Source organism: Candidatus Latescibacter sp., from assembly GCA_030692375.1.
GTDB lineage: Bacteria > Latescibacterota > Latescibacteria > Latescibacterales > Latescibacteraceae > JAUYCD01.
Map to the genome: position 1 here is coordinate 1 of JAUYCD010000042.1, position 26924 is coordinate 26924.

The window sequence follows — 26924 nt, forward strand, 5'->3', positions numbered from 1 at the left end:
AAATTAAGGTAAATATTCTTCTATCATTTTATTATATAAGCACTTAAGATTAATGCGTAAAAATTTTGTGAATAATCCGGGTTAATAGTATAGTCGCCACAAAAATGAAATAAAGGGGGAAAAGCGGTGATGCTTGAACGAATAACACTGTTCGCAATAAACCGACCATGGACGGTCATCGCCGCCGTCTTGATGCTGACTGCGCTGTTTGGAATTCAATTCGGGAAGATCAAGATCGACACCGATCCCAAGCACATGCTGCCGGAAACGTCCGCCGTGCGGCAGTATAACGACCAGGTCGAGCGGGACTTTGCTCTGCACGCGGATGTGCTTGTTCTCGGCATCGTCAACAACGGCGGCGTGGTCAACACCACCAGCCTTTCGCGTATTGCCGGGCTGACACACGAAATCCAGAAAATTTCGGGTGTGATCTCGCGGGATGTGACGAGTTTCTCCACCATAGACAATATCAACGTCCGCGAGGGGAATTTAATCGTGCGCCCGGTGCTCGATCGCGTTCCGCAGACGCCGGAGGAACTCGAATCATTCCGCCAGGCGCTGCTGGAAAATCCATTGTTCATCAACCGCATTGTATCAAAGGACGGTACGGCGACAGCGATCTATATTCCCATCGATCCACAGGCGAACGGCAAGAAAATCGCCGATCAAATCAAAAAACTACTGCCAAAGGATTTCGGTGGCGACCAGTTTTATCTGGCGGGCGACCCGATTGCACGGGACACCTTTGGTGCGGAGATGTTCCGGCAAATGGGCCTGTTCTCGCCGATCGCCGGCATGGTGATGTGTCTTGCGCTATGGCTGATGTTTCGCAGTGTCCTGCTGGTGGTCGCTAATATGGCCGCCGCGATGGTCGGCATTGTCTGGTGCATGGGTTTGCTGATCGGCCTTGGTTATCCGGTTCACATCATGAGTTCAATGGCTCCGGTTTTTCTTATGGCGATAGCGACGGATAGTGTGCATATATTCAACGAGTTCGCCTTCCGCTTTGACGAATTGAAGGACAAGCGGCGGGCGATCCTTGAGACGATGAAGGCGGTCGCCTCGCCCTTGTTTTTTTCCGACATTACCACCGCTGTGGGCTTTGCCGCGCTGGCCACCGCCACCATCGTGCCGGTAAGAATATTCGGGCTGGTGGTCGCATTCGGAACACTGGTGATTCTGTTGATGAGTTTCACGCTGGTGCCGGCCATTCTGGCGCTTTTGCGGGAGGATCGTATTTCGGCGATTTCGGCGCACGCGGATTTGAGCCATGAGAGTGCGAGCGCGGTGCTCTCGAAGCTGGGCGAGTTCTGTATCCGCTACGCAAGACCGATCGCTTTAGCGGGCGCGGTATTTCTGGTGGTCGCGTGCGTCGGCATGTCCCGAATCGTGGTCAACAACAATATGGTGCATTGGTTCAAGGCCAGCAGTGAACTGCGTACGGCGGACCGCGTCATGAATGAGCGGCTGGGCGGCACTTCCACGGGCTACCTCGTCGTCCAGGGAGCGGGCGAAGACGCCATCAAGGATCCCGCCATGCTGCGTGGCATCGAGCGGCTCCAGCGTGAACTGGAAAAGGACCCACTCGTCGGCAAGACCTTTTCAGTGGCGGACTACGTCAAGCGGATCAACCGCGTTCTGCATGATGATAATCCGGTATACGAGAAAATTCCGGATCAGACGGAGGAGATTGGCCAGTACCTTTTCCTTTTTGGTAGTTCTGCCAAACCGAGCGATCTGGATAACGTGGTGGATTATCCGTTTCAACAGGCTAACATTTATCTGCAACTCAAACGGTGGGATGCGGGTGTGATGCGGCAGATTATCGCCCGGACGGAAGCGTGGCTGGCGGAGAACCCGCTGCCCGCCGGTGCGCAGATCAAACCAGCCGGCGTCGCCTATTTCAATCTGGTCTGGAGCGATGAGGTGTTGTGGGGCATGCTGAAAAGTTTCCTGGCTGGCCTCGTGATCGTGTTGGCGCTACTGGTGTTCAAGACCCGCTCGCTCCTCTGGGGCGTGCTGACATTCCTGCCGCTGCTTTTCACGATCGCGTTGATTTACGGCGTTGTCGGACTGATCGGGAAGGATTTCGACATGCCCGTGGCTGTGCTCTCGACGCTCTCGCTCGGCATGGCGATTGATTTCGCCATCCACTTTGTATTCCGTTTCCGGCGGCGTTACCGCGAACGCCCTCTGTTGCGCGAGGCGCTCATCTGGACGGTGGCCAGGCCGGGTAAAGGCATCTTTCTCAACGCAGTGCTTTTTGCGCTCGGTTTTGCTGTGATGGTTTTCGCGGATTTGACTCCCTACATCACGGTCGGCGTATTCATGGCCGCCATCATGCTGCTTTCGGCGCTGATGAGCGTGATCTATCTGCCGGGGCTTATCCACATTTTCCGCCGCTGGCTATTGAAAGAGGAAAAATCATAGGAAGGGGACGAATATGTACATGGAACGATACTTGCGAGGAATCGCCGGAATTCTCGTATTGGCATCTCTGCTTCTTGGCAATCTCTTATCGGAGTGGTGGCTGCTGCTTGGGGTCTTTGTTGGATTCAACCTGCTCCAGTCGGCGTTTTCCAATTGGTGCCCTATGAAGTCAGTTCTCCGGCTCTTCGGGGTTAGGAGTTGCGAGGAAGAACTGACCCATATTCGCGAAAGGAACGCACCATGAAGAACAACGTTGTACGGACATTATTGGCGGGGTGCATTTGGATGTCTCTGGCCGTCTTAGTGGAAGCCCAAGCTTCTAACCGGCCAAATGAGCATGGAATGGCGGCCACGGCGATACTGGAAAAATCCCAACAGGCATTTAATGCCGCCGGCGCCGACATGAAAGCCGAGGTGTCCATGGTGCTGACTGCCGAAAACGGCAAGAAACGGACCCGTGCATTAACCATGCTTCGTCTGAACATGCCCGGCGGAGCGGAACAGAAATATTTCCTCTATTTCAGAGAGCCATCCGACGTCCGCCGGATGACGTTCCTGGTCTGGAAATATCCAGAGAAAGAGGACGACCGCTGGATTTATATCCCCGCCGTGGACCTCGTCCGCCGTGTGGCCACGACGGACAAGCGCTCAAGCTTTGTCGGGTCGGATTTCACATATGAGGATATTTCCGGCCGAGACATAAGCACGGACACGCATAAATTTATCCGTGAGGAGAAACTGAATGACAGCGGCTGCTATGTCATCGAAAGCGCGCCCAAGGAAACGATCGACTACGTAAGGCGCGTCGCGTGGATCGACAAGATCACTTTTTTGCCTCTCAAAGAGGAATATTATGACCTGCAAAATGAATTGGCGCGCGTTTTCACAGCCGACAAAATCGAGCAGGTCGCGGCCGGCGGAGACGGCCATGCTATCCCGACCGTTACGGTGCGAACCATGAAAAATGTAAAGAGTGGACATCGCACGGAAGTGGCCTACAGATCGGTATCGTACAACATCGGCTTGACCGATGAAATTTTCACCGAACGCTATCTACGCCGCCCAATTTCGAAATGGATACAATGAAAATGGGAAGGATGGTTCGTTTTGCGCTTGCCGCCTGCTGGCTGGCCAGCGGCATGGCTCACGGGGTCGAGCCGCAGGTGAACGGTTTCGCCGAATGGCGTGGCGGTTTGCGCCTCCGTGATGACAATCGCCAGTCTGATAATGCCACGCTCAATGAAGTGCGCCTGCAACTGGACTCTTCCGCGTCATGTCGGTATGTCGAGTTCCGCGCCAAGGCGGATTTGATCTATGACGGTATCGATAACAAGGCAGATGTCGATCCCCGTGAAATCAGCGCGTCATTCTCGCCTGTTCATGCGGTAGATCTGAAAATCGGGCGGCAAATCCTGACGTGGGGGACGGGCGACTACCTTTTCATCAACGACTTGTTTCCCAAAGATTGGAAATCATTTCTCCTCGGCCGCGACGACGAGTATCTCAAGGCCCCGTCGGATGCTGTCAAGGCGAGCTTTTTCATGGCGCTCGTTAATCTGGACGTCGTCTATACGCCGCTGTTCGATCCCGACCGCTTTATTGATGGCGAGCGGATTTCTTTTTTCAATCCCGCGCTCGGCCGCATGGCAGGTGAAGATGATGCCCTGCGCGTGCAGTCCCGCAATGACTGGTTTGCGGATGACGAAATCGCTGCGCGCCTCACTCACTCTTTCGGCAGCTACGAAGCGGCCCTTTACGCCTATAACGGCTTTTGGAAAAGCCCGATGGGTTTTGACGCAACAGACAGGCGGGCAACCTTTCCTCCGCTGGGGGTATATGGCGCCAGCGTTCGCGGGAATATATTGAAGGGTGTCGGCAGTGTAGAAGCCGGGTACTATGACTCGTTTGCGGACCGCAATGGCCATAATCCGTCTATCCCCAACTCCCAGTCACGGTTCCTGGTGGGATATGAACAGGAGCTGTTCGCCAATTTTACCGCCGGCGGTCAATATTATGTGGAACATATGATGGATTACAGCGCGTATCGCGCATCGTTGACGGACGGCATGGCGCCCTCGGACGAGGACCGTCATGTTGTCACTCTCCGGCTGACCCAACTCGCATTTTATCAGAATCTGCGGCTGTCGCTGTTTGTGTTCTACTCGCCTTCCGACCGTGACGCCTATCTGCGTCCGACCGCGCATTATCGCGTTAACGATCACTGGTCTGTCAGCGCCGGCGGCAATCTGTTCTCGAGGGACGAGCACACCTTCTTCGGGCAATTCGAGGAGGCCGCCAATGTTTATTTGGGGATGCGCTATGCTTTTTGAAACACTCATTGATCATAAACTGTTCATAAATTTTGTGTATACATTTTATGTATAATTAATAGTTAGGATAAAATATGGATAAAAAAACAAGAAAGAAATTTTGGGAAGATATATTTGCAACGAAGAAATCAAATGAAGTCAGCTGGTATCAAAATAAATCTGAAACTTCATTGGCATTTTTAAAAAGCTTTAATCTTCCAAAGACCGCAAAAATAATAGATATAGGTGGTGGTGACAGTTTATTTGTTGACAACCTTATCGAGTTAGGGTATAAAAATATTACAGTTCTTGATATTTCAGAAAAAGCGATTGAAAGAGCCAAATTAAGACTTGGGGAAAAAGCAGAAAAGATCAAATGGATTGTTTCAGATGTGACAGAATTTAAACCAGATACTAAATATGACTTTTTGCACGATAGAGCTGCGTTCCATTTTTTAACTGACGGAGAAGACATAGAAAAATACGTCACATTAATGAAACAAACTGTTACCATTAATGGCTACTTGGTAATTGGTACTTTTTCTGAAGAAGGGCCAAAGAAATGCAGCGGACTTGATATAAAGCAGTATTCTGAAATTTCAATGTCACTTAGATTTCAAAATTATTTTCAAAAGCTTAAATGTATAACTGTTGATCATAGGACACCATTTGGCACTATCCAGAATTTCATTTTTTGTAGTTTTAAACGTTTAAAATCCGAATGTTAAATAAAATTACATTGTCCTTAATGAATATGATATAGTGAATGTTAGTATACAATTCTTCTGAGACAAATGAAAGAATTAAAAAGAGAAGGAGAAAAGCATGGAGAATAATTATTATAATAAGTTTTCAACTTTATGTGTTCACGCAGGGGAGAAAAGAGATATTCAGGGTGCGATTCATTCACCCCTGTATAACCATTCGACATTTGCTTTTGAAACAACAAAAGATCTCCTGGATGTGGTCGAAGGAAGAAAGCAGGGCAACCTCTACACTCGATATGGCTTGAATCCGACAATTAAAGCGGCGGAGGAGAAACTTGCGGCTTTGGAATATGGTGAAGCCGCTCTGGTTTTTGGTTCGGGCATGGCGGCGGAGGCGGCAACATTTTTAACCTACGCCCACAACGGCGATGAGATAATCTGCATCGGAGATGTCTACGGGGGTACGTTTGAATTACTTCAAAAGCTTTTCCCTCAAGTAGGAATTACAACAAAATTTCTGCTGGGTTCTGAAATGGGTTTTTTAGAAAGTTCAATAAACTTAAAAACAAAAATGATTTTTTTCGAAACCCCCACCAATCCGAATATGGAGATTATCGATATTGAATCAGTTGGAAAAACCGCTCATGACCACAACGTGCTCGTTGTTGTTGATAATACATTCGCTTCTCCCTACAATCAAAATCCATTACGCTTGAACGCTGATCTGGTAATTCACAGCACAACGAAGTATTTAGGCGGCCACAGTGATTTGACCGGAGGTGTAGTCATCGGATCGGGAAAAATAGTTGAGCCGATAGGTCTGTGGAGAAAAGGTCTCGGACAGATCATGGCGCCGGATGTGGCGTATCTGTTGCTCCGCAGCTTACGAACGCTTGCGGTGCGTGTTGAGCGGCAAAACAAAACTGCCATGTCGATAGCGCAGGCATTACAAAAGCACCCCGCAGTAAAAAGTGTCAACTACCCGGGTTTAGAAACTTTCCCGGGCCACAGTCTGGCAGTAAAACAGATGAGAGGATTTGGAGGGATGGTTAGTTTCGAAATAATCGGAGACAGAAAAGCGACAGAAAAATTTGTCGATTCGTTAATACTGTTTTCCATCGCTCCCAGCCTTGGAGGTGTAGAAAGCCTCGTTACCCAGCCGGTAACGACAACTCACCATGACCTTTCGTCTGAAGAAAGAGCCCGCCGTGGAATTTCAGATTCTTTAGTAAGGATATCCTGCGGGTTGGAGGATGAACAGGATTTAATAAATGATTTGGAGCATGCATTGGAAACCTTAAACTAAAGGATAGTTTATTATGGGACTGAACAATATCAATACAACCGCTGTTGGGAAATTCATGGAAGAGGCGCAGAATAACCCTCAGATAGCAAGGAAGTCAAAACGAGTGGAAGGCGAATGGGTTTTTGAAAATGGGAAACCCCAGTTCAAAGCCGTTCTGGCCTATAAAGAGGGAGAGCGGGTTTTAGAATCCGATTTCGCGCCTTTCATGGGCGGGATGGGCCTTGCGCCCGACCCGATACAATATTGCCTGTATGGTATGGCAGCCTGTTATGCAGGGACATTTGTCGCTTTGGCAACCATGGAAGGTATTTCTCTAAGGAAGTTAAGGATTGCGGTGGAAAATAAAGTAGACTTGACAAGGACTTTTGGTCTTTCGTCCAATCCAATTGTGGAGGAAGTCGAACTGACGCTGGAGGTAGAGTCGGATGCGACACGGGAAAAGCTTGAAGAGATTGAATCGCTGGCTAAGGAACGGTGTCCCGGTGTTTACTGTCTTGTGAATCCTATTCCACTCACAACACGCATGAATATCGTGAATAGTAAGAGAGAGAGTTAATGAAAAAGCTATCTTAAAGCTGGCACTCTTTTCCCCGGAAAACATGCTTGAGCCTGATCAATCCGAGCACAAGAGCCGCCAGATGAAGTGACCGGCGCCAGGAAAGTTCTCGCCTTCACCTACCCATACTACCACCTTCGGCCAGTGCTCGGTCGTGGTGGTGAATATCCCGGCGAGTGAACGTCAGGAATAGCGCCGGTCCTGATTCATTTTTTAGAAGGTTGTTTTACTCTATGGATTCCTTCCCAAAATCCCGGAATTCATGCGATACCGATATCTTTCTCTACTCCGGGAATAATTGTACTGCATTTTCCCCTTTCATTTTCCATCAGAAAATAGTATTTTACTAATCTTTCCCCGACAACGACAACTTGGAGTTGCCATAGATATGCTGAAAACGCGAGAGAATATCCGCAACATCGCCATCATCGCCCATGTGGATCACGGCAAGACCACGCTCGTGGACGCCCTGCTCCGTCAGTCCGGGGCCTACCGCTCCCACGAGCATGTGGTGGAGCGCGCCATGGACAGCATGGACCTCGAGCGTGAGCGCGGCATCACCATCATGTCCAAGAACACCGCGGTGGCCTTCCGCGACATTATCATCAATATCGTCGACACACCCGGCCACGCCGATTTCGGGGGTGAGGTCCAGCGCGTCCTGAAAATGGTGGACGGCTGCCTGCTTTTGGTGGATGCTGCGGAAGGGCCGCTCCCGCAGACCCGGTATGTCCTCTCCAACGCCCTGCTGAACGGGCTTTCCCCCATTGTGGTCATCAACAAGATCGACCGCCCGGACTCCCGTATAAGCGAAGTGCTGGACGAGGTGTTCGAACTCTTTATGGACCTGGACGCCACCGATGAACAGTGCGATTTCCCGGTGGTGTTCACCGTCGCCCGTGAAGGAACCGCGACGCTCGACCCCGCTGTCCCTGGAAGCGATCTCCTCCCCCTCTTCGAGCTCATCACGTCGCAGGTGCCTGCACCAGTGTACGATGATTCCATTCCGCTCCAGCTTCAGATCACCACGCTCGACTACAGCGACTACCTGGGCCGTATCGGCATCGGGCGGATCGCCAACGGGAATATCGCGGTCGGACAGACCATACTCATGGGCAGCGGCGAAGAAGGAGAAGAATACACTCGGGCGAAAGTTACCCAACTCTTCGGGTTTTCCGGACTTCATCGGGCGCCGGTGGGATCAGCCGGGCCGGGCGAAATTGTGGCAATCGCGGGCATAGAAGGTATCAAGCTCGGCGACACCCTTACCGACCCGGAGGACCCGCGGCCGCTGCCTCCGCTCCGCATCGACGAGCCGACGCTTGAGATGGTATTCACCATCAACACTTCGCCGCTCGCGGGACAGGACGGCCGTTACCTGACCAGTCGTGAGATCCGCGACCGCCTCTTCAAGGAAATCCAGGGCAATCCCTCCCTGCATGTGGAGGAGACCGACAACGCCAAGGAATTTAAGGTTATCGGCCGCGGGGAGCTTCAGCTCGGCGTGCTCATCGAGACCATGCGCCGCGAGGGATATGAGCTGTCTGTGGGCAAGCCGACAGTCCGAATGCGCCGGGATAAGGGGGCTCTCATCGAGCCATGGGAGCACCTGGTCATCGACTGCCCCGAGGCTCACATCGGCGTCATCACCCAGACCATGGGATCCCGCAAGGGGCGGATGACCCGCATGGTCAACCATTCCTCGGGCTGGGTGCGCATCGAGTACGATATCCCCATGCGGGGGCTTATCGGCCTGCGCTCGTTCCTCATGGTGGAAACGCGCGGGACTGCGGTCCTGAACAGCCTTTTCCTCGACTGGCAGCCGCACGCCGGAGAAATCCCGCACCGCACGAGCGGAGTCATCGTGGCCGACCGCCGGGGCCGCGCCACCGCCTATGCGCTGGAGAATCTCCAGGAGCGCGGACAGCTTTTCTGCGGGCCGGGAGAGGATGTTTATTCCGGACGCATTGTGGGACGTAATTCACGATCCGAAGATATGTGGGCCAATCCTACCAAGGAAAAGAAAAAGGACAACATGCGCGCGGTGGGCAAGGACGATAACTACCAGCTCTACCCGCCAAAGATCATCTCTCTCGAGGAGGCGCTGGAGTATATTGCCGATGATGAGCTGGTGGAAATCACTCCGAGGGTAATTCGCATCCGTAAAAAGCATCTCGACCCCAATTCGGCCCGGCAGGCGGCGAAGAAGGGGGCAGGAGAGTAAGGAAATACGGAATTATGGCGCGGTTTGCTTATGTTTGAGCGTTTAGATGCCGAAACAAGTTCGGCATGACACGTGTCATCCTGAACTTGTTTCAGTATCTAATTTAAAAGAAACGCCATAACATATGTCGCAATGAATAATTATCACCAAGTTACCGTTTTAGGACCCGAAACCCGATGCCATAACCCCTGGTGGCAGGATTGAAGAAATCCCGGAAGGCTGACCGGCTGTAGTAGTCTCCGTAATAAAAGCTCCCGCCGCGGTACACACGATCTTCGCCGGACGATGCGCCTTTCGGATTCTTGACGCTCGCTGCAGAGTATTTTTCATATAAATCGCTGCACCACTCCCAGGCATTCCCGCTCATGTCGTACAGGCCGAAAGGATTTTTGGGATAGCTTTTCACATTCACCGGATGGCCGATGTTCTCCATCCCATAGTCATAATTTGCTTTTTTACCGCTTATCGTGCCGTCATCCGTACCGAACAGATACTGCTTTCCGCCCCGGCAGGCGTACTCCCATTCCGCTTCCCGCGGCAGATCACACCTGTAAAAATCCGCAAACGCCTTCGCCCCGTACCATGTCACAAATATCACCGGCCAGTTTTCATGACCGGATACCATACTGAATACGCCGTTTTTATAGGTTATACCGCAGCGGTTATCTGCATCATGCGATCCGGACAAATATATGTATTCTTTACCTTTATAGACGCCTTTCGCTCCCTTTACCGTTGAACTCGCCGCCGTGATTTCCCCACGCGCAAGCGCCGCGACCAGATACTCGCAATACTGTGTATTTGTGATTTCCGCTTCGCTCATCTGGAACGGACTCACCGTCACCGTATGAACCGGCACGCAACCATCCCAAAGATCGCCTGTCTCATCCCCCATCTTGAATGTACCGCCGGGAACAGATACAAAGGCGACGCCCTTGATAGCCTGGGTGCGGCCTTCCGTGACGAAAAGGAGGGCGCTTATTATTGCAGCGAAACAGAAAAAGCAACATCGCTTCATAGATTGGCCTCCATGAGAAGAAAACTCACCCCTTAACCCAATACAGTTCATTTAACCACTAAAATCACGAAAAACACGAAATTTGCTTTTTGATAAAATCATTTTTTGTGCCTTTCGTGTGGTTCGTGGTTTAAAAATCTTGTACTTTTTCGTTAAAGTGAACCGTATTGCCCCTTAACCCCAATCAAGAGCCAAAGATCAAATATTTGGTGTTCAAAAGATTTCTACTAACGGCGAACCACGCGGAAACCGATAGTGACGTTCGCGAATTCCGGTATGTTGCTGCTGCGGTGGGCTGACCGGAGGGTGCTTTCTTTGAAGTAGCTCCAGCTTCCGCCGCGGATAATATGTGCTTCGCTGGATTCTGGGCCGGTGGGATTAGTAGCAGGTGATGAACTGTAGCTTCCGTAATAGTCACTGCACAACTCCCATACATTCCCACTCATGTCATACAGACCAAAGGGATTCTTCGGATAAATCTTGACACTCACCGGATGATTAATGCCAGTATAATTCATCTTGTTTGAACTGAGTGTTCCGTCATCAGTCCCGTACAAATACTGTTTTCCTCCCCGGCAAGCATACTCCCACTCTGCCTCACGCGGCAAATCACATCCATAATAATCCGCAAACGCTTTCGCTCCAATCCACGTCACATACACCACTGGCCAGTTCTCATGACCGGATACTACACTAAATACATTGTTGGAATACGTTATCCAGCATCTGTTATTCAAATCAAAACTTGATGAGAGCAATAGATACCTCTCCCAGTAGTGTGAACCTTTCGCAATATATACACTGGAAATGTCTGCCGTAATTCCCCCTGTCTTTAATGCCGCGTTCAGATACTCACAATACTGGGCATTTGTGATTTCCGTTTCACTCATCTTAAATGAACTCACTGTCACATTATGCATAGGTCGGCAATCTTTCCAAAGGTCACCTTTTTCATCTCCCATCTGAAATGTCCCGCCGGGAATGGACACAAACGTGATGCCTTTGATAGTCTGGATGGGCTGTGATGAATTTAGTTCTACCGATTTTTTATTGCAATACGCGCCGAAAAGAACGAATGAAACCATTAAAAGCACCAGATCAATCCGCATGGTTTTTTTCATAATCCCCGCCCTCTTTTTATAAATTCCGCGTTGTTATTCAGTTATTTCGACATTTTAAAATATTCAAACGATTTCGCGGCATGCGCAAGTGTTTTTTGGGGGGGATAAAAGAAAATAGTCCCGGGAAAAAGAAACCTCACAAAACAGTTGAGAAAAAGATGAACAGTGCGTACATTTTCGTCAGATTGCCGCAGAGAATTGCCGTTTATCGACTGTATATACTTCCACCCTTGAAAAAACAGGCTCGAACATGGAAAAAACCAAGATCACCAGGCTCCGGCAACTGTATGAGACCACCCTCTTCGATGATGTGATTCCCTTCTGGATGAAATATTCCCCCGACCGTGAATACGGCGGCTACCTGACCATGCTCGACCGTGACGGCACCCCGTACGGCACCGACAAATACATGTGGCCGCAGGCCCGCGAGGTCTGGTTCTTCTCCACCCTCTGCCATACGGTGGAAAAACGGCCGGAATGGCTCGATATGGCCAAACTGGGCTGGGATTTCATTGTGAAACATGCCTTCCACGAGAGCGGGAGATCCTATTTCAGCTTCAAGCGCGACGGCGCCCCGCTCACCATGCCGAGGCAGGTGTTCTCCGAGACATTCATCATCATCGCGGCGGTACGGTACGCCCTGGTCACCGGGGATCAGGAAGCCGCGCGTATCGCCCGAACGCTCTATAAAAAAGTTGTGGAAATGGCTGAAACCCCCGCCGCAGGAAGCCAGAAGGCCATATTGGGCGCCCGTTCCATGAGTGCGCACAATGTCCCCATGATCCTCCTCAATGTCACAAGGGAAATGACCCTCCTGGACGGCGACACGGCGGAATTCCGGGACATCGCCGACCGCTGCCTTGAAAAGGTATTGAAGAAGCATCTGCACCCGGAAAGGAAACTGCTTTTCGAGAATGTGGCGCCGGACGGCTCGCTCATGCTTGATATTCCCGAGGGGAGACTGATCCTTCCCGGCCACGCCATCGAGTCTGCCTGGTTCCTCATGCACGAGGGAATGGCCCGGAACGACCGCTCGCTCATAGGCAAAGCCTGCGACCTCACCCTCTGGATGCTCGATTTCGGCTGGGACATTAAGTACGACGGACTCCTCTATTTCCTCGACTCGGAAGGTTTTCCTCCCCTGCCGCTGGAATGGGACATGAAACTCTGGTGGTGCCACAACGAGGCGCTCTATGCGCTCCTTCTTGCCCACCACCTGACCGGGGAAAAGGTGTACGAGTCCTGGTATGACCGGGTGCATGAGTACTCTTTCACCCACTTCCCCGATCCGGTGCACGGCGAATGGTTCGGCTACCTGCACCGTGACGGCACCGTTTCCCACCGGTTCAAGGGTTCAACATGGAAGGGATGTTTCCATCTGCCGCGCCATCTCCTCTACTGCTGGCAGCTTCTTTTGAAGATGGAAAAGGAATAGAACAATTTTCAAAAGGCGGACGCTATGACGGATCAAAAACAAACCAGCCCGGAGATGAATTTCGCCAAAGCCAACATCTATAACATTTTCAACGGGGTGGGTGGACCGGTATGGGGGGCGTTCCTGGCCTATTACGGGCCTCTTATGGCTCTCCTGGGATTTCTGGGGGCTTCGGCGTTCTATAACGGGGTGGTGAACGGCCTGTTCTGGCTTGGGTTTATTCTCACCCAGGTTCCCGCCGCCTACTATTCGGAGCGGCTGCCGTATAAGAAATGGGCGACCGGGGTGATTTTCCTTCTTTCGGGTGTCAGCATGCTCCTTTTCGGGATTCTCCTCATGGTCACCGGCGGAGAGCATGTGAAACTCCTCCTCGCGGCTTTCCTCTTCTGCTATGCGCTCACCACTATCATTTCCGGTTCAGCCACACCGCTTATTTTCACCCTTCTTTTTAAAATCATACCCCCGCAGAAACTGGGAAGCTGGCTCGGCATCTATTTCATGATCGCTTCGGTCGGAGGAATTCTCGGCGGGTTTATCACCAAGAGAATCCTCGAGTATGGCTATCCGGTCGCTTTTGAAATACTTTTTATCGCCTCCTTCGTTTTTGCTTTGGCCATGGCGGTCGCGGTGTGGTTCATCGATGAGCCCAAAGGAGAGCTCGCACCGAAAAAGGAGAATTTCGGCGCCTATCTGGGTTCACTGGTGAATATCCTGAAATGCGACCGTAATCTGGTGCGGTTTTTCATCGGAATGTGGTTCGTCGTCGGGCATTACATCGTTCTCACATTTTACGCCGATTACGCCATCAAGGTAGTCGGCGTCAGCCCGGCAGAAGCGGGAGCGTTTGTCAGCATGAACCTTATCGGCTGGACTCTGGCGAGCCTGGGGCCGGTATTTTTCATTCTCATTCCCCTGGGCTGGGTCATGGGTCTTTTCGGTTCGAAGCTGAAAATGCCTTCAAACATTTTCAGTGCGGGATGGATCGCCGACCGGTACGGCCCCAAATACACACTGATCGTATTCCAGATCGTGGCCATCATCGGGGTGTTGATCGCGCTGGCCGCCAAAAGCTTGCTCATGTTCTACTTTGTGTGGATTGTGGCCGGTTTCGCCCAGATATGCAACAATATCGGGTACTCCAATATGGGTCTTTTGAGCTGCCCCATCCAGGATAAATCTTCCTATATCGGCCTGGTGAATTGTGCGGTATTTCCTTTCGTGGTAATCGTGCCCATGGTATTCGGGGCGCTGATCGGGAAAGGAATTCTCACCTATACGGGAACTTTCAAGATTTCGATGGCGCTCATGGCTATTGCGGCGTTGTTTTTCCTGTTCTTTGTGGATAATCCGGAAGGGTTCAAGAAAATGAAAGCACAAAGTTAAAAGATTGTCTGAACCACTGATCCGCATGATTTAAATGATAAAAGATGATGAAAGAGAAAGAAAAAAGACAGGAACAAAGGCTTTGACATGATTAACAAGATTGACAAGATTTTGAATCCTGTAAATCATGTAAATCCTGTCAAAAAAAGATTCTGAATTTTAAAATTCAGAACCTTACTTGAGTAGCAGCATCTTGATGGTCTTCGCCTCTTTTTCCGTACGCACCAAGAAGAAGTAAATCCCTGCGGAGAACCGTGCTGCATTCCAGGCGACCGTGTGACGGCCGGCGGAGAGTCTCCCGTCGAGGATGCTGTCCACCCTTTGCCCGGCGAGGTTGTACACATTCATTGAGACCTGTCCCGCCTGGGGAAGGGTAAAGGTGATCGTGGTCTTCGGGTTGAAGGGATTCGGAGTGTTCTGGAAGACGGCGAATTCTTTTGGAGAAATTTCCTCGATAAGGGTTGGCACGGTGATGCTGAAAACGCCATCACTGGTATCGGTTCGTTGGGAACTAGTTGCATCTGTGATTCGCACTAAAGTGGAAGAAGATGAAACCACAGGAACAGTCCATGAGTAATAACACTTTGCGGCATCAACGCTTTCCGTAACAGTCTTCCAGCTTTTGCCGGAATCGCTTGAGAATTCAATCCTGACTGTTTTGCTTCCGAGGGAATTCCAGGTTATTGGCTGTACCGAGCCTGCAATCAGCCTTTCACCTCCGTTCGGTGAAGTGACCTTGATGAAAGGCCGGGAGACGGCAAAAACAGCGTAACTGGAGCCTTTTACAGCGCTGTTGGATGTATCGGTGATCCGCACCAGGCATTTGGTTGATTCGATTCCGGTGAGTGTCCAGGGATAGGAACCGAGAGAGGCGTCCACATTTCCGGCAATTGATTTCCAGGTTACACCGCCGTCCTGAGAATATTCAATGACAACGGTTTTTACTCCGGATGAAGTCCAAAGTATTTTTTGAGCGGTATCGGTTTCCCAAAGCTCACCTCCCCGGGGAGAGGTAATCCATACCGAGGGGCCGGTTTGTTGCCGGTAGGCGGATATTCCAACAAAGGTACCGAACCATTTGACATTATTGACATCAACTGCAATGGATACTACCCGGTTGTCCGCAAGCCCGTTAAGTGTAGTGTATGTTTTCCAGCTTTTCCCGTCGAAAGCCGACACTCCTCCGGTGAATGTTCCGATCCATACAACGCCATCCCGGTCAACCGCTATTGAGCGCACGTCATTGTTACAGAGCCCGTCGGCTGTGGTGTATGTTTTCCAGGATGTCCCGTCAAACCTTGCCGCGCCTCCATCAGCGCCCACCCACACAACGCCATTCTTTCCTGCAGAGATTGACCTGTATCTCTGAAAGGTAAGCCCGCTTTCAGCGCCCCAGGTTTTCCAATTCAGATCATCGAAACGTATTACACCACCGTTCCAGGTGGCAAACCATTTGACATTGTTATCATCTACCGAAATGCTTGAGGTGTAGCTTCCGGGATAGCGGACGAAGTCCTTCCCGTCATATCGGGTAATTCCCTTATTTGAACCGAACCACACAACTCCCTTTTTATCGACAGCTACCGTGTTTACAAGGGTATCTAAAAGTCCGTCATTTGATGTATACGTCTTCCATGTGGCGCCGTCATATCTTGATACTCCGGCTGAGGTTCCGATCCACGCTGTCCCATCATCGCTGACAGCAATGGCATAGGTGGATAATGAAGCCAGGCCGCTGTTCTCATTCCAATTTGTCCAATTTACTCCATCAAACAAGGATATACCAGAATTGGTCGAACACCAGACCCTGTTTTTGGAGTCAATAAAAACTCCTGAAATCCCATTATTGTATGGACCGCTTTTGTCTGTAAAACTGGTAAAGATACTGTCATCGAACCGGCTGAGTCCGTTGTATGAACAAATCCAGAGCACCCCGCGCCGATCTAATGATAAAGCACGCGGGCGCATATTCAGAAGACCATCCTGCACTGTATAATTTTTCCAAGATGTTCCATTGAATTCAATAAGGCCGAGATAATAAGCGTTCATCCCTTCCTGGGAAAGCCATATTTTTCCGTTTTGACCGACAGCAAAATCAGGGAAGTAAGAACTTCCCTTTGAATCGCTTCCATGCAGATATTCTTTAAAAACACCATTTACAAGTTTCATGAGATTATCAAAATTACTCGTATGCTGAATAACCCAAACCGAACCGTCAGGCCCGATTTTTACATTTTTTATGCCATTTAAATAATATTTCTTCCAGGATGATCCGTCGAAAGAAAGGAGGGCGTTATAGGAAGCTATCCATTTGACATTGTTCCCGTCAACCGCAATTGCGCTTACTGAACCGAATTCGACCATGTCCGTAAGAGAATACGTTTTCCAGGAGACGCCGTCAAAGGAGGAAATACCGTTATCTCCGGTGCCGAACCATTTGACATTATTTGTGTCTATCGCGATAGCTTGTACATTGTTCTGCGCCAGACCGTCTGCAGTTGTATACCGCTTCCATGCTTTTCCATCAAAACTGGACACTCCGAAATATGTTCCCACCCATACAATCCCTGACTGGTCGACTGCAACGGTTTGAATACTGTTGTTTATCAAACCATCTTTGACGGTATACTTAACGCTGGACCAGTCGCTCCGGTTAACCCGGAGTACACCGCCGCTGGTCCCGCACCAGACAAAATCATCCAAAGGCGCAACACATGTAATCATTGAAGAACTGGTATAGATGTCCCAGACGCCCTCCTGTGAAAATGCTTCAGAGACTGCGACAACACCCAGTATCGAAAAAATGATAAAAATTCTCATTGTAACCTCCATTTTTTATTTGAGCAGAAGCATCTTGATGGTCTTTTCCTCTTTTTCGGTGCGAACGAGACAGAAGTAAATCCCAGCGGAGAACCGTGCGGCGTTCCAGGAGACCATGTGACGGCCTGCGGAGAGTCTCCCGTCGAGGATACTGTCCACCCTTTGCCCGGTTAGATTGTACACATTCACTGCGACCTGACCTGCCTGGGGAAGGGTGAAGATGATCGTGGTCCTCGGGTTGAAAGGGTTTGGAGTATTCTGGAAGACGGCGAATTCACGGGGGATTGTTTCACCAACCGAAGAGACAATGGAAGTGATGGTGAATACTGCGTCGCTCTTGTCGGAAACCGCTCCGCTCGCCTGATCGGAGACCCGTACCAGACATTGTGTGGATTGGACATTGAGCGGGTTGAAGGTAAAGGCGCCTGATGAAGCCGCAATACTTTTTGTGATGGAATTCCAACTGACGCCGCCGTCTACCGAATATTCCACCTTTACATTTTCCACCCCGTCCGCGACCCAGGTGACAGTATTGTTCTTCCCGGCGCTCCAGACCTCACCACCATTTGGAGCAGTCACCGTGATATAGGGGCGAAGAATCGTGAAAACACCGTCTCCGGTGTCAGTACGGGCGGGTGTGGAAGGATCGGTTACTTTCACCAGACAGGCGGCTGATTCGGTCGCCGGAATTGTCCAGGGCCAGGAGCCGTTTGCCGCATCAACGGTGTCGGTGACCGTTTTCCAGGTCTTGCCGCTGTCAGTAGAATATTCGATGCGTACGGTTTTCACTCCGACCGAAACCCAGGTGACAGCATGGGAGGTTCCGGTGGCCCATTTTTCACCGCCGTTCGGCGCGGTCACTTTCACGAAGGGCGGAGAGATGGTGAATTCGTTGTTTCCTGTGTCGGTTACCTTGTAATTGGAGGTGTCGACCAGACGCACCAGGCAGTGAAAAGACTGAATCTGGGGAGTAGTCCAGATGTATGATTTCAGGGAAGCATCCACATTATCGGCCAGTAACTTCCAATTTAGCCCGGCATCGGTAGAGTATTCAATCTTTAAACGACTCACGTCTTTGCTGACCCAGGCGATTTCCTGAGCGCTGCCCGCCTCCCAAAGTTCGCCGCCGTTGGGGGAAACAACGGTGACAAAAGGGCCCGTCTGGTAAGAAAAACTGGTAACTCCCCCGCCCCGGGTTCCAAACCATTTCACATTGTCCAAGTCGACTGCTATTCTCCATACGTTATTATTCAACTCGCTGTTGGATGCGTTATAAGATTTCCACTCGACCCCGTCAAAGCTCGCTGCACCTCCTGAATAACCAAACCATTTTACACCCATCCGGTCAATGGCAACTGATTGAACGTTCTGACCCTTCAGAAAATCATACGTAGTCCACTTTGTTCCGTCAAAGGTGGTTATCCCACCCGATGTGGAAAACCATTTCTTTCCATCAGAATCGATCGCTATTCCGAGAACATAATCGCCGGCAAGGCCGTCGCTTTTATGATATCGGTTCCATGTAATACCATCGAAATGGGAAACGCCCCCTTCAGCAAAATTATATCCGACCCAAAGAGAGTTATCTCGGTCGATTCCCAGTATCTCTCCATGAGGTACTGCCCCATACGTTTTCCATATCGTTCCATTCAAGCTTGCCACACCGCCATGCCATGTAGTGATCCATAATACATTATTATGGTCGACAATAAGATCGCGAATGTCGTTATCGGGTAAAGGACTATTGTCTTTCGTGTAGTTTATCCATGTTTTTCCATCGAATTTCGACAATCCATTCCATGTATTTCCAATCCATACAATCCCATTTTTATCCACTGCAATTGCATAGATATTATCACTTGCGATTCCACTGTTTTTCGTGGTGTAATTAATCCAGGAAATACCGTTATAATATGATACCCCACCACTCCCTGACCACGCCTGTCCGGTACCAATCCAAATCCCGCCCCGTGGATCATCTGTTACTGTCCAAATATAGTTGCTTCCGATTCCGTCACCGGCCAAATATGTTGTCCATAGAGCAGTTGAGGGAATAATTGAGAAAGTTATATCACTTACATCGAAGAAAGCAGAATTTAAGGCATCCGAAATACGTATCATACATTTCGTGGACGATAGTCTGGGTATTTTCCAATTAACGGATCCGGCTGAAGAATTCACACTTGAAATAATTACACTCCAGCTTGAACCTCCATCAGAAGAGAACTCGATCACCACGTTTAAAACACCTTTTGATGAGTTCCATGTGATCGGGTGGTCGTTTCCGCTTTCCCAAACCTCGCCGCCATTGGGAGAGATCACCTGAATAAAGCTGGCCATGAGTTTGAACGTTCCGTCGCTCATATCGGTGAGGGATGGATTGGAGGCGTCGCTGATGCGCACCAGGCAATCGGAGGAGACCTTGTCCGGCGCTATCCAAGTGTAACTGCCTGTAGAAGTCGGAGTAGAGGCGACAATAAGGTTCCAGGTGCTTCCTTTGTCGGTGGAGTATTCAATTTTGACTGCATCGACGCCGAAGGATGACCAGGTGATTTTTTGCTGGATTTTGGCCTCCCAGACTTCTCCGCCGTTGGGAGAAATTACTTTCAGAGTAGGAGGGGTGATGGTGAACGCCCCATAACTTGTCCCCTGAATTTTGCTGTCGGCGGTGCTGGTGATACGTACCAGGCAGGCGGAGGACTGGATTCCTGCAGGAGTCCATGAATACGATCCCAGTGTGGCGTCTACATTGTCGACGAGGGTTTTCCAGGAAACACCGGTATCGGTCGAATATTCGATTTTTACAGTTTTTACATCTTTCGCTATCCAGGTGATAGTATGAACGGAAGCGGTTCCCCAGACCTCGCCACCTGCGGGGGAGGAAACCCAGATATAGGAGCCCGATGTGCTTATTATTCCTTTGAATGAATCCTCGGCGACAAACCAGAATCCGGCTGGAATGGTATAACTTCTACCGTCCGAACCCAGGACGCCGTTCTGTGTGGTATAGATGCCGTCGTACGGGGAACCGTAATCGATGATATCGGTGCCGTATTTCTGGCCGGCCATATCTCCGCCGTACGACTTATACCCGATACCGGTGCCGTCCGGGGCATAGAGACCGAATGACTGTGCACCCAAATCAAAACAGGGAAAGATAGAGAAAAGGTTGTCGTCCGGGGAAAGACTGTATTTATAAGGCCCGACGTTGTAATCGTTGCAGACCCACGGTTTTTTGGAGGTGGTCTCAAAATTATGGTCGCCGACATAATCCCCGTTACGGTTCACCCAGAGAATGGCGTCATCAGCTGACTGGTAATAGGGATCTATAACCTGATTCACACAGGATTGATGAGAACCGCCAAAAAGAACATTCTTCCGGAACTGCAGGGTAAAAGGGCCGCCGGTGTACTGTCCGCCGACTTGCGAAGTCCCTTCGGTCAGGTTGACCCACCAGGGGGATAAATCAAGACGTTTGATTTCCGTTCCATTATTTACATTCAAATAAATAAGCTGTGATTCCTTTCCCGTATTAGACATGTCGGCGTTCACACAGAAAAGATAATCTTTCCCGTCGCTGACCACCCCGGGACCGAAATCCCAGCCGGCCGGAGATGCCACGGTGTAGGTGTATTCTCCATTGGCGCCCCAGTCTGTCCTCAGAACCGCAGTACTGTTGGGAACCCAGGTCCATGCTCTGACAACCTTGGTCTTGGTGTCGCCCTTAAGCCAGCAATGGAAAAACTTTGTCTGATCGGTGGGCAGGAAAGCCAAGCCTCCGACATCAGTCCATCCCATGTCATTGCAGGTCTCAACGAGAGCGGCATCTTCAGGATCGTTCCCGACGACCCATTTTTTTAGGGTATGCTTAAAAGCAGTGACAGCAGTTCCGCGGTTTTGGTCGCTCATATACAGAACAGGCCTGGCCAGCGCAATACCTTTGGCATCTTTTTCCAGAATAGTTCTGAAACTCCAGGGTTCGGGCCTCAGAAACTGGGTCATCTTGACCTTGGGGCTGATATTGTCGAATCCCCAGAGATAGTAGGTATATTCGCCGGGAGGCGCTGTCCCGCCTGCCTTGTCCTTTCCATTCCAGGTGATGCTGGTTGAGCCGGGGCTGAACTGGTACGGTGTGGAGACATAGATACAGGTATCGATACCATTGACATAGTGCCAGCCGAGGTAACCGTTCCTGGTATTCTTGATCGCGGCGGCTTTCCCACGGGTGAATACCAGGAAGGTGACATTGGCGGGGGTTCCAGTTACTGTCACCGGGACAGAGAGGTTTTTCCCGTCGAATGTATAGGGAATGATGGCCGGCCCGTTGATTTTCAGAACGGCGGGGCCGAACGGAGCAGCATCAGCCGACATCGTCGGGGAAATGAATAGGAGTAACAGCCAGAGTATTCGCTTCATGATTCCGTCTCCTTATGAAAAAAACAAGGTGCAAAATTTCAAGATGATGATAGAAATTTCTGACATGATTAACAAGATTGACAAGATATTAAATCCTGTAAATCCTGTCTAAAAAGATTTTTAAAGTTTTTTTCTTATTTGAGAAGCAGCATTTTGATGGTCTTCGCCTCTTTTTCGGTGTGAACGTGACAGAGATACACTCCAGCAGAGAACCGGGCGGCGTTCCAGGCGACCATATGACGGCCTGCGTTGAGTCTCACGTCGAGGATGCTGTCCACCCGCTGACCAGCGAGGTTATACACATTCACTGCGACCTGACCCTCACGGGGAAGGGTAAAGGTGATCGTGGTTTTCGGATTGAAAGGATTGGGAGTGTTCTGGAAGACGGCGAATGCAAGGGGGGTTGTATCTCCCGCCGAGGAGACAGTGGAAGTTACAGTGAATAAAGAGTCGCTCTTGTCGGAGACCGCTACGTTCGTCTGATCGGAAACCCGTACCAGGCAGGACGAAGATGTCATGTTAGTAGAGAAACTAAAGCTGCCGTAGTACGCTTCGTAAAAGCTGATAATTTGTATCCAGCTTGCCCCGCCATCGGTCGAGAACTCCAGTTTTACCTTATCTACACCTTCCGAATCCCAGGTAATGGGGTAATTCTTTCCGACATTCCAAATCTCCCCTCCATTGGGCGCTTTGATGGTTATAAAAGGGTGGACGATAGTAAAGAAACTATCTGTTGTGTCGGTACGGGAAGCGGAGGCCATATCGGTTGCACGGATCAGGCAGGAAGTAGATTCAATGTCAGGAATTTTCCATAAAAACGATCCTCTCGGAGCATCGATATCAATTGCCTTTTGCCATGTCTTTCCCCCATCGGTTGAATATTCGATGCGAAGTAATTCAACCCCAAGGTATATCCAGGTTATCTCAAAAGAGGAACCTGCTATCAATTTTTCGCCACCGTTTGGTTCTGTAAGGCTGACAAAAGGCGGAGAGATGATATATTCGCCGTTGCTCGTATCGGTAAGCTGGTGGTTGCCGGTTTCAGTCAGCCGCACCCGGCAATGAAACGACTGCATGGATGGAGCAGACCAGGTATATGATCTTTTTGAAGCATCGACAAAATCGGAGATGAGATTCCAGTTTTTTCCACTATCTGCCGAATACTCGATCCTCAGATTGTTTATATCCCTTCCCATCCAGGTGATTTCATGAACACTGCCCGACTCCCATATCTCGCCGCCGTTCGGTGAGGTTATGGTAACAAAAGGACCGCACTCAAAGAAAAAGCTTGAAATTCCGCCGTTTTCAGTGCCAAACCATTTCAGATTATCACGATCTACCGCGATCCTGGTAATAGTGTTGCCTCCCAATCCACTGTTTTGTGTTGAATAGTTTTTCCATACCGAGCTGTCGAATCTGACCACTCCTCCCGGATATCCGAACCATTTCACCCCGGCTTTATCGACTGCCACAGCCCTTACCGGCTGACCTTTCAAAAGATCGAATGAAGTCCATTTTTCCCCATCGTAACTTCCCACGCCTGCGGATGTGGAGAACCATTTGGTTCCATCGAGGTCTACGGCAATTCCATATACATATTTCCCCGGGAGACCTTCGCCCGAATAATGAATCCAGGTTCCGCCAACATAATGCGAGACTCCGCCCATTCCGCTTTTATATCCAAGCCATATGGAATTATCGAGGTCAACTGCAAGGATCTCAGCGTCTGTGCCGGTTGAATATGTTTTCCAGTTCGTACCGTCAAAGCTTGCTGATCCTCCCCCCCATGTAGTAATCCAAAGGGTGTTGTTGCCGTCCACAGCTATATCGCGGATGCTATTATCGGGCAGAGGGCTGTTCAGTGTTGAGTATGTTGTCCAGGTTGTTCCATCGAACCGCATCAGCCCCTGCCATGTGGCGCCTATCCATACCACACCATTCTTGTCAACTGCAACCGCATAAATGTCATTGGTAACGATGGCACTGTTTGCTGTGGTGTAGGAAAACCATCTTGTGCCATTAAAAAAGTATACCCCTTTATCTCGAGTTCCCGCCCATACTCCTCCCCGGGGGTCGGCAGCCACACTTGAGACATAGGAACTGCCCATTCCGTTTGATGTATTGTAAACGCTCCACTGGGGGATTGATGTGAACATCGAGAAATACGTATCGCTGGTATCGAGAAAAGCAGAATTGGCCTCATCGGAAATCCGTATGATGCATTTTGAAGAGTCGATGCTGAAATTCTTTCCCGACCACAGATAGGGGGATCCTTTCGCGGCATCGACTCCGGAAGCGATGGTGTTCCAGGTAGTTCCGCCGTCGGAGGACAGTTCTATCCTGATCTTTGTAACATCCTTCGATGAAATCCACGTAATGGAGTAACTGGAATACCCCTCCCATTCCTCAACGCTATTGGGTGAAATGAGCCGGATGAAATGATCGGAGAGACTGAATACCGTATCGCTGGTATCGCTCAGGGATGGATTCGATGCATAGCTGATGCGTATCAGACATTCGGAGGATACTTTACCGGGTGTGATCCAGGTATATCGGCGGTTTATTGCCGGAACCGAAGATGCGATGAGATTCCAGGTTACTCCCTTATCCGTGGAGTATTCAAGATTCAACGCATTTACAGCGTCGAAACCGATATATGACCACGTGATAAATTGTTGAACCCCGGTGTCCCATAACTCTCCACCGTTGGGAGAAGTCAGTTTTATGGCGGGAGAGGAGATGATGAATAATGAGCTGGTAATCTGGGCTGCCCGCCCGGAAATATCGGTGATCCGTATCCGGCATGAGGCGGAATCGATTCCCATTGGAGTCCAGGAGTATATTCCAGACGCGCCGTCCACATTGTCGGATAGATTTAACCATAAATTGCCGCCATCCGTACTGTACTCGATTTTTACCGTTTGCACATCTCGGGAATCCCAGGTGATTTTGTGCGGGGTCCCGGTTCCCCATGCATCGCCGCCGTTCGGGGAAGTTAGCAGAAGGTAAGGCCCCGTTGGCATTCCTCTCACAGTGATAGTACCTTTGAACGAATCCTGCGCGGTAAACCAGATACCCTCCGAAGCAGAAGAATCGGCTGTGGTCTGTGATGTATAGATTCCATCGTAGGGTGAGCCATAATCGATAATATCGGCGCCGTATTTTGGACCGGATGTTTCCCCGGCAAAGGCCTTATATCCAATACCGGTGCCGTCCGGGGCGTAAAGACCGAAAGACACCGCACCCATGTCGTAAACCGGAAAAATAACAAAACCAAGTTTGTCCATCGAAGTGGAATATTTCCTTGGGAGGGCGTTATAATCATTGCAAACCCAAGGTCTGGGCGAAGTCGGTTCCCAGTTGAGGTCGCCGAAATAGTCGCCGTTCTTGTTCACCCACAACACCGCGGCATCCAGGGTTGTCTGGGCTGGATCGATCAGCGAGTTGGTGCAGGAGGTAGAGGAACCGAGAGCGATCAGACCATTCCTGAAGCTCATCTCCGTCGGCCCGCCGGTGTACTGCCCGCCGACAGACGTATCGCCTTCTGCCAGATTTACCCACCATGCTGAGAGATCCATTTTCCTGACATCAGAACCGTCACTCGCATCGATCCACATGAGCTGGGATATCTTGCCTGCGCCGGATACATCCGCATTCACCAGGAGGAGGTTATCTCCACCATCGCTGACCACGCCGGGACCGAAATTCGCGCCGCCAGGCCAGGCGCCGGAGTAAGTATATTCTCCGTTTAATCCCCAGTCGGTATTCAGAACCGCTGCTCCGTTGGGAACCCATGTCCATTTCTTTGTTACCTTCTTCTGTCCGTTTTTGAGCGTATCATGGAAGAACCTGGTTTGATCGTACGGCAGAAACGCAAGGCCACCCGCATCAGCCATACCTTTGGTTGTACACGTTTCAAGAAACTGTTTATTCTCCGGGTCTTCCCCGATCGTCCACTTGTAATTTGTATGTACATAATCCACGGTCAAATCTTTACCCCCGGCGGAAGCTGTCCGAACACCGTCGCCCATGTAGAGAATAGGTTTTACCAGAAGAACTCCTTTTTTATCTTTTTCCAGGATTGTTCTGAAATTCCAGGGGCTGGGAGATAAGTGCCGGGTCATGATGGTTTTCCGGCTGATATTATCATATCCCCAGAGATAATAGGTATAATCTCCTGAAGACACCAAAGCGCCGTTCTTTGTTCTTCCATTCCATGCGATTGCATTTTTTCCGAGATCGAACTGATAGGGTGATGAAACATAGATACAGGTATCGATACCGTTGACATAGTGCCAGCCGAGGTAACCGTTCCTGATGTTCTTGATCGCGGTGGCTTTCCCTCGGGTGAATACCAGGAAGGTGACATTGGCGGGGGTTCCGGTTACTGTCAATGGGATAGAGAGATTTCCCCCTTGAAAATTATAGTAAACAGAAGGCGGCGCAAGGAGTTTCAGAGTGACAGGACTGAACGGAGCAGCAATAGCAGAAAGCGCTGGAGCAAGGAACAGAAGTAACAGCCGGAGCATTCGCTTCATGATTCCGTCTCCTTATAATAAAGAGGGTTCTGTCAAAAGTATTGACATAAAAAGTGAGTTATTACATTGTTAATAAACAACATGAGTAGATTTGAAATGTTCTCCCCCGAGGTTTGGGGATATTTTTTACTTTTAAAAGCATACGAATGCTATTAATCTTCTAATCACAATTACGAAACATACATAAAAAGGAGACAGCACTCGTATGAAAAGAATAGCTTCAATTACCCGTTTAGTACGTTGGTTATGCAAACAACTCAATTTTGATGAACTTCTCGTTGCAGTAAACATACTCTTGGAAATCACACATGGTAAACGGAATAACATTCCGCTTCGAGCAAACTTTAATGAAAAATATCCGAATTATCGGCAGTTTATTGTTGATCCGTTTGCACCGTTCACCGAAAAGCCGTTGAAAAAAGTTGTAGCAACATCAGATTTCAAACAACTCCTTAAGGAACATCGCATCAAAGCCGGTAAGGACCTCGCACCGGTTCGTCGTCATAAAAACTCACTCCTTCCACCCTCATATACACGCTGTGAACATTGCAATGCGCCTGCCAGCTATCTTTATGTCAATGACGGCCGCAAAAAAAGCCAATTGCGCTGTAAAGTGTGCAACACCCTCTTTCAGTCAAATCACATTCGTAAAGAAGGCAAA

General features: G+C 49.9%; 16 protein-coding genes. 11 read left to right on the plus strand and 5 right to left on the minus strand.

The window, feature by feature from the left end; translation table 11 throughout:
- The first annotated feature begins 129 nt into the window (after positions 1-129).
- The 8 genes from Q8O92_02730 (at position 130) to typA (ending at position 9532) form a co-directional block, all read left to right on the plus strand.
- Positions 130-2430, plus strand: coding sequence for an MMPL family transporter (locus Q8O92_02730; GenBank protein ID MDP2982230.1), 2301 nt, complete (start codon positions 130-132; stop codon positions 2428-2430).
- A gap of 13 nt (positions 2431-2443) precedes the next feature.
- Entirely contained in the window at positions 2444-2674 is a 231-nt protein-coding gene (locus tag Q8O92_02735) for a DUF2892 domain-containing protein (protein MDP2982231.1), read from the plus strand.
- 98 nt (positions 2675-2772) lie between these two features.
- Positions 2773-3516: an outer membrane lipoprotein-sorting protein gene (locus tag Q8O92_02740; GenBank protein ID MDP2982232.1), complete on the plus strand. Its 744-nt coding sequence runs from the start codon at positions 2773-2775 to the stop codon at positions 3514-3516.
- Positions 3517-3518: 2 nt separating this feature from the next.
- Entirely contained in the window at positions 3519-4760 is a 1242-nt protein-coding gene (locus Q8O92_02745) for a hypothetical protein (protein MDP2982233.1), read from the plus strand.
- Positions 4761-4834: 74 nt separating this feature from the next.
- Positions 4835-5467 carry a class I SAM-dependent methyltransferase gene (locus Q8O92_02750; protein ID MDP2982234.1) on the plus strand — a complete coding sequence of 211 codons (633 nt, stop codon included), beginning with the start codon at positions 4835-4837 and terminating at the stop codon, positions 5465-5467.
- Between the two features lie 97 nt (positions 5468-5564).
- The gene (locus Q8O92_02755; protein MDP2982235.1) at positions 5565-6752 is read left to right on the plus strand and encodes an aminotransferase class I/II-fold pyridoxal phosphate-dependent enzyme; all 1188 of its coding nucleotides are present in this window, start codon (positions 5565-5567) and stop codon (positions 6750-6752) included.
- 13 nt (positions 6753-6765) lie between these two features.
- Positions 6766-7308 carry an OsmC family protein gene (locus tag Q8O92_02760; GenBank protein ID MDP2982236.1) on the plus strand — a complete coding sequence of 181 codons (543 nt, stop codon included), beginning with the start codon at positions 6766-6768 and terminating at the stop codon, positions 7306-7308.
- Between the two features lie 388 nt (positions 7309-7696).
- Positions 7697-9532: a translational GTPase TypA gene (gene typA, locus Q8O92_02765; GenBank protein MDP2982237.1), complete on the plus strand. Its 1836-nt coding sequence runs from the start codon at positions 7697-7699 to the stop codon at positions 9530-9532.
- 151 nt (positions 9533-9683) lie between these two features.
- On the opposite strand, the gene Q8O92_02770 is transcribed toward typA, so the two are convergent.
- A complete protein-coding gene (locus Q8O92_02770) occupies positions 9684-10550 on the minus strand; it encodes an SUMF1/EgtB/PvdO family nonheme iron enzyme (GenBank protein ID MDP2982238.1) in 867 nt (288 codons plus the stop codon).
- Positions 10551-10777: 227 nt separating this feature from the next.
- Positions 10778-11671, minus strand: coding sequence for an SUMF1/EgtB/PvdO family nonheme iron enzyme (locus tag Q8O92_02775; GenBank protein ID MDP2982239.1), 894 nt, complete (start codon positions 11669-11671; stop codon positions 10778-10780).
- Positions 11672-11921: 250 nt separating this feature from the next.
- Here Q8O92_02775 and Q8O92_02780 point away from each other — a divergent pair, with 250 nt between their 5' ends.
- Together Q8O92_02780 and Q8O92_02785 are read left to right on the plus strand one after the other, a co-directional pair.
- Complete coding sequence (locus tag Q8O92_02780; protein ID MDP2982240.1) at positions 11922-13106, plus strand: AGE family epimerase/isomerase; 1185 nt, start codon at positions 11922-11924, stop codon at positions 13104-13106.
- A gap of 24 nt (positions 13107-13130) precedes the next feature.
- Entirely contained in the window at positions 13131-14489 is a 1359-nt protein-coding gene (locus Q8O92_02785) for an MFS transporter (protein ID MDP2982241.1), read from the plus strand.
- A 174-nt stretch (positions 14490-14663) separates the two neighbouring features.
- Here the strand turns inward: Q8O92_02785 and Q8O92_02790 are convergent, their stop codons facing one another.
- The 3 genes from Q8O92_02790 to Q8O92_02800 all read right to left on the minus strand — a co-directional run bounded on the left by Q8O92_02790 (position 14664) and on the right by Q8O92_02800 (position 26263).
- The gene (locus Q8O92_02790; GenBank protein MDP2982242.1) at positions 14664-17309 is read right to left on the minus strand and encodes a two-component regulator propeller domain-containing protein; all 2646 of its coding nucleotides are present in this window, start codon (positions 17307-17309) and stop codon (positions 14664-14666) included.
- Positions 17310-17324: 15 nt separating this feature from the next.
- Positions 17325-21725, minus strand: coding sequence for a two-component regulator propeller domain-containing protein (locus Q8O92_02795; GenBank protein ID MDP2982243.1), 4401 nt, complete (start codon positions 21723-21725; stop codon positions 17325-17327).
- Positions 21726-21859: 134 nt separating this feature from the next.
- Entirely contained in the window at positions 21860-26263 is a 4404-nt protein-coding gene (locus Q8O92_02800) for a two-component regulator propeller domain-containing protein (GenBank protein ID MDP2982244.1), read from the minus strand.
- 205 nt (positions 26264-26468) lie between these two features.
- On the opposite strand from Q8O92_02800, the gene Q8O92_02805 reads away from it, so the two are divergent.
- Positions 26469-26924 (plus strand): hypothetical protein (locus Q8O92_02805; protein ID MDP2982245.1); only part of this gene is annotated, 456 nt, incomplete at its 3' end.

Excerpts from the sequence above, each read along its gene's own strand:
- Q8O92_02730 (MDP2982230.1), top strand. The coding sequence starts at position 130 with ATGCTTGAACGAATAACACTGTTCGCAATAAACCGACCATGGACGGTC.
- Q8O92_02735 (MDP2982231.1), top strand. The coding sequence starts at position 2,444 with ATGTACATGGAACGATACTTGCGAGGAATCGCCGGAATTCTCGTATTG.
- Q8O92_02740 (MDP2982232.1), top strand. The coding sequence starts at position 2,773 with ATGGCGGCCACGGCGATACTGGAAAAATCCCAACAGGCATTTAATGCC.
- Q8O92_02745 (MDP2982233.1), top strand. The coding sequence starts at position 3,519 with ATGGGAAGGATGGTTCGTTTTGCGCTTGCCGCCTGCTGGCTGGCCAGC.
- Q8O92_02750 (MDP2982234.1), top strand. The coding sequence starts at position 4,835 with ATGGATAAAAAAACAAGAAAGAAATTTTGGGAAGATATATTTGCAACG.
- Q8O92_02755 (MDP2982235.1), top strand. The coding sequence starts at position 5,565 with ATGGAGAATAATTATTATAATAAGTTTTCAACTTTATGTGTTCACGCA.
- Q8O92_02760 (MDP2982236.1), top strand. The coding sequence starts at position 6,766 with ATGGGACTGAACAATATCAATACAACCGCTGTTGGGAAATTCATGGAA.
- typA (MDP2982237.1), top strand. The coding sequence starts at position 7,697 with ATGCTGAAAACGCGAGAGAATATCCGCAACATCGCCATCATCGCCCAT.
- Q8O92_02770 (MDP2982238.1), bottom strand. The coding sequence starts at position 10,550 with ATGAAGCGATGTTGCTTTTTCTGTTTCGCTGCAATAATAAGCGCCCTC.
- Q8O92_02775 (MDP2982239.1), bottom strand. The coding sequence starts at position 11,671 with ATGAAAAAAACCATGCGGATTGATCTGGTGCTTTTAATGGTTTCATTC.
- Q8O92_02780 (MDP2982240.1), top strand. The coding sequence starts at position 11,922 with ATGGAAAAAACCAAGATCACCAGGCTCCGGCAACTGTATGAGACCACC.
- Q8O92_02785 (MDP2982241.1), top strand. The coding sequence starts at position 13,131 with ATGACGGATCAAAAACAAACCAGCCCGGAGATGAATTTCGCCAAAGCC.
- Q8O92_02790 (MDP2982242.1), bottom strand. The coding sequence starts at position 17,309 with ATGAGAATTTTTATCATTTTTTCGATACTGGGTGTTGTCGCAGTCTCT.
- Q8O92_02795 (MDP2982243.1), bottom strand. The coding sequence starts at position 21,725 with ATGAAGCGAATACTCTGGCTGTTACTCCTATTCATTTCCCCGACGATG.
- Q8O92_02800 (MDP2982244.1), bottom strand. The coding sequence starts at position 26,263 with ATGAAGCGAATGCTCCGGCTGTTACTTCTGTTCCTTGCTCCAGCGCTT.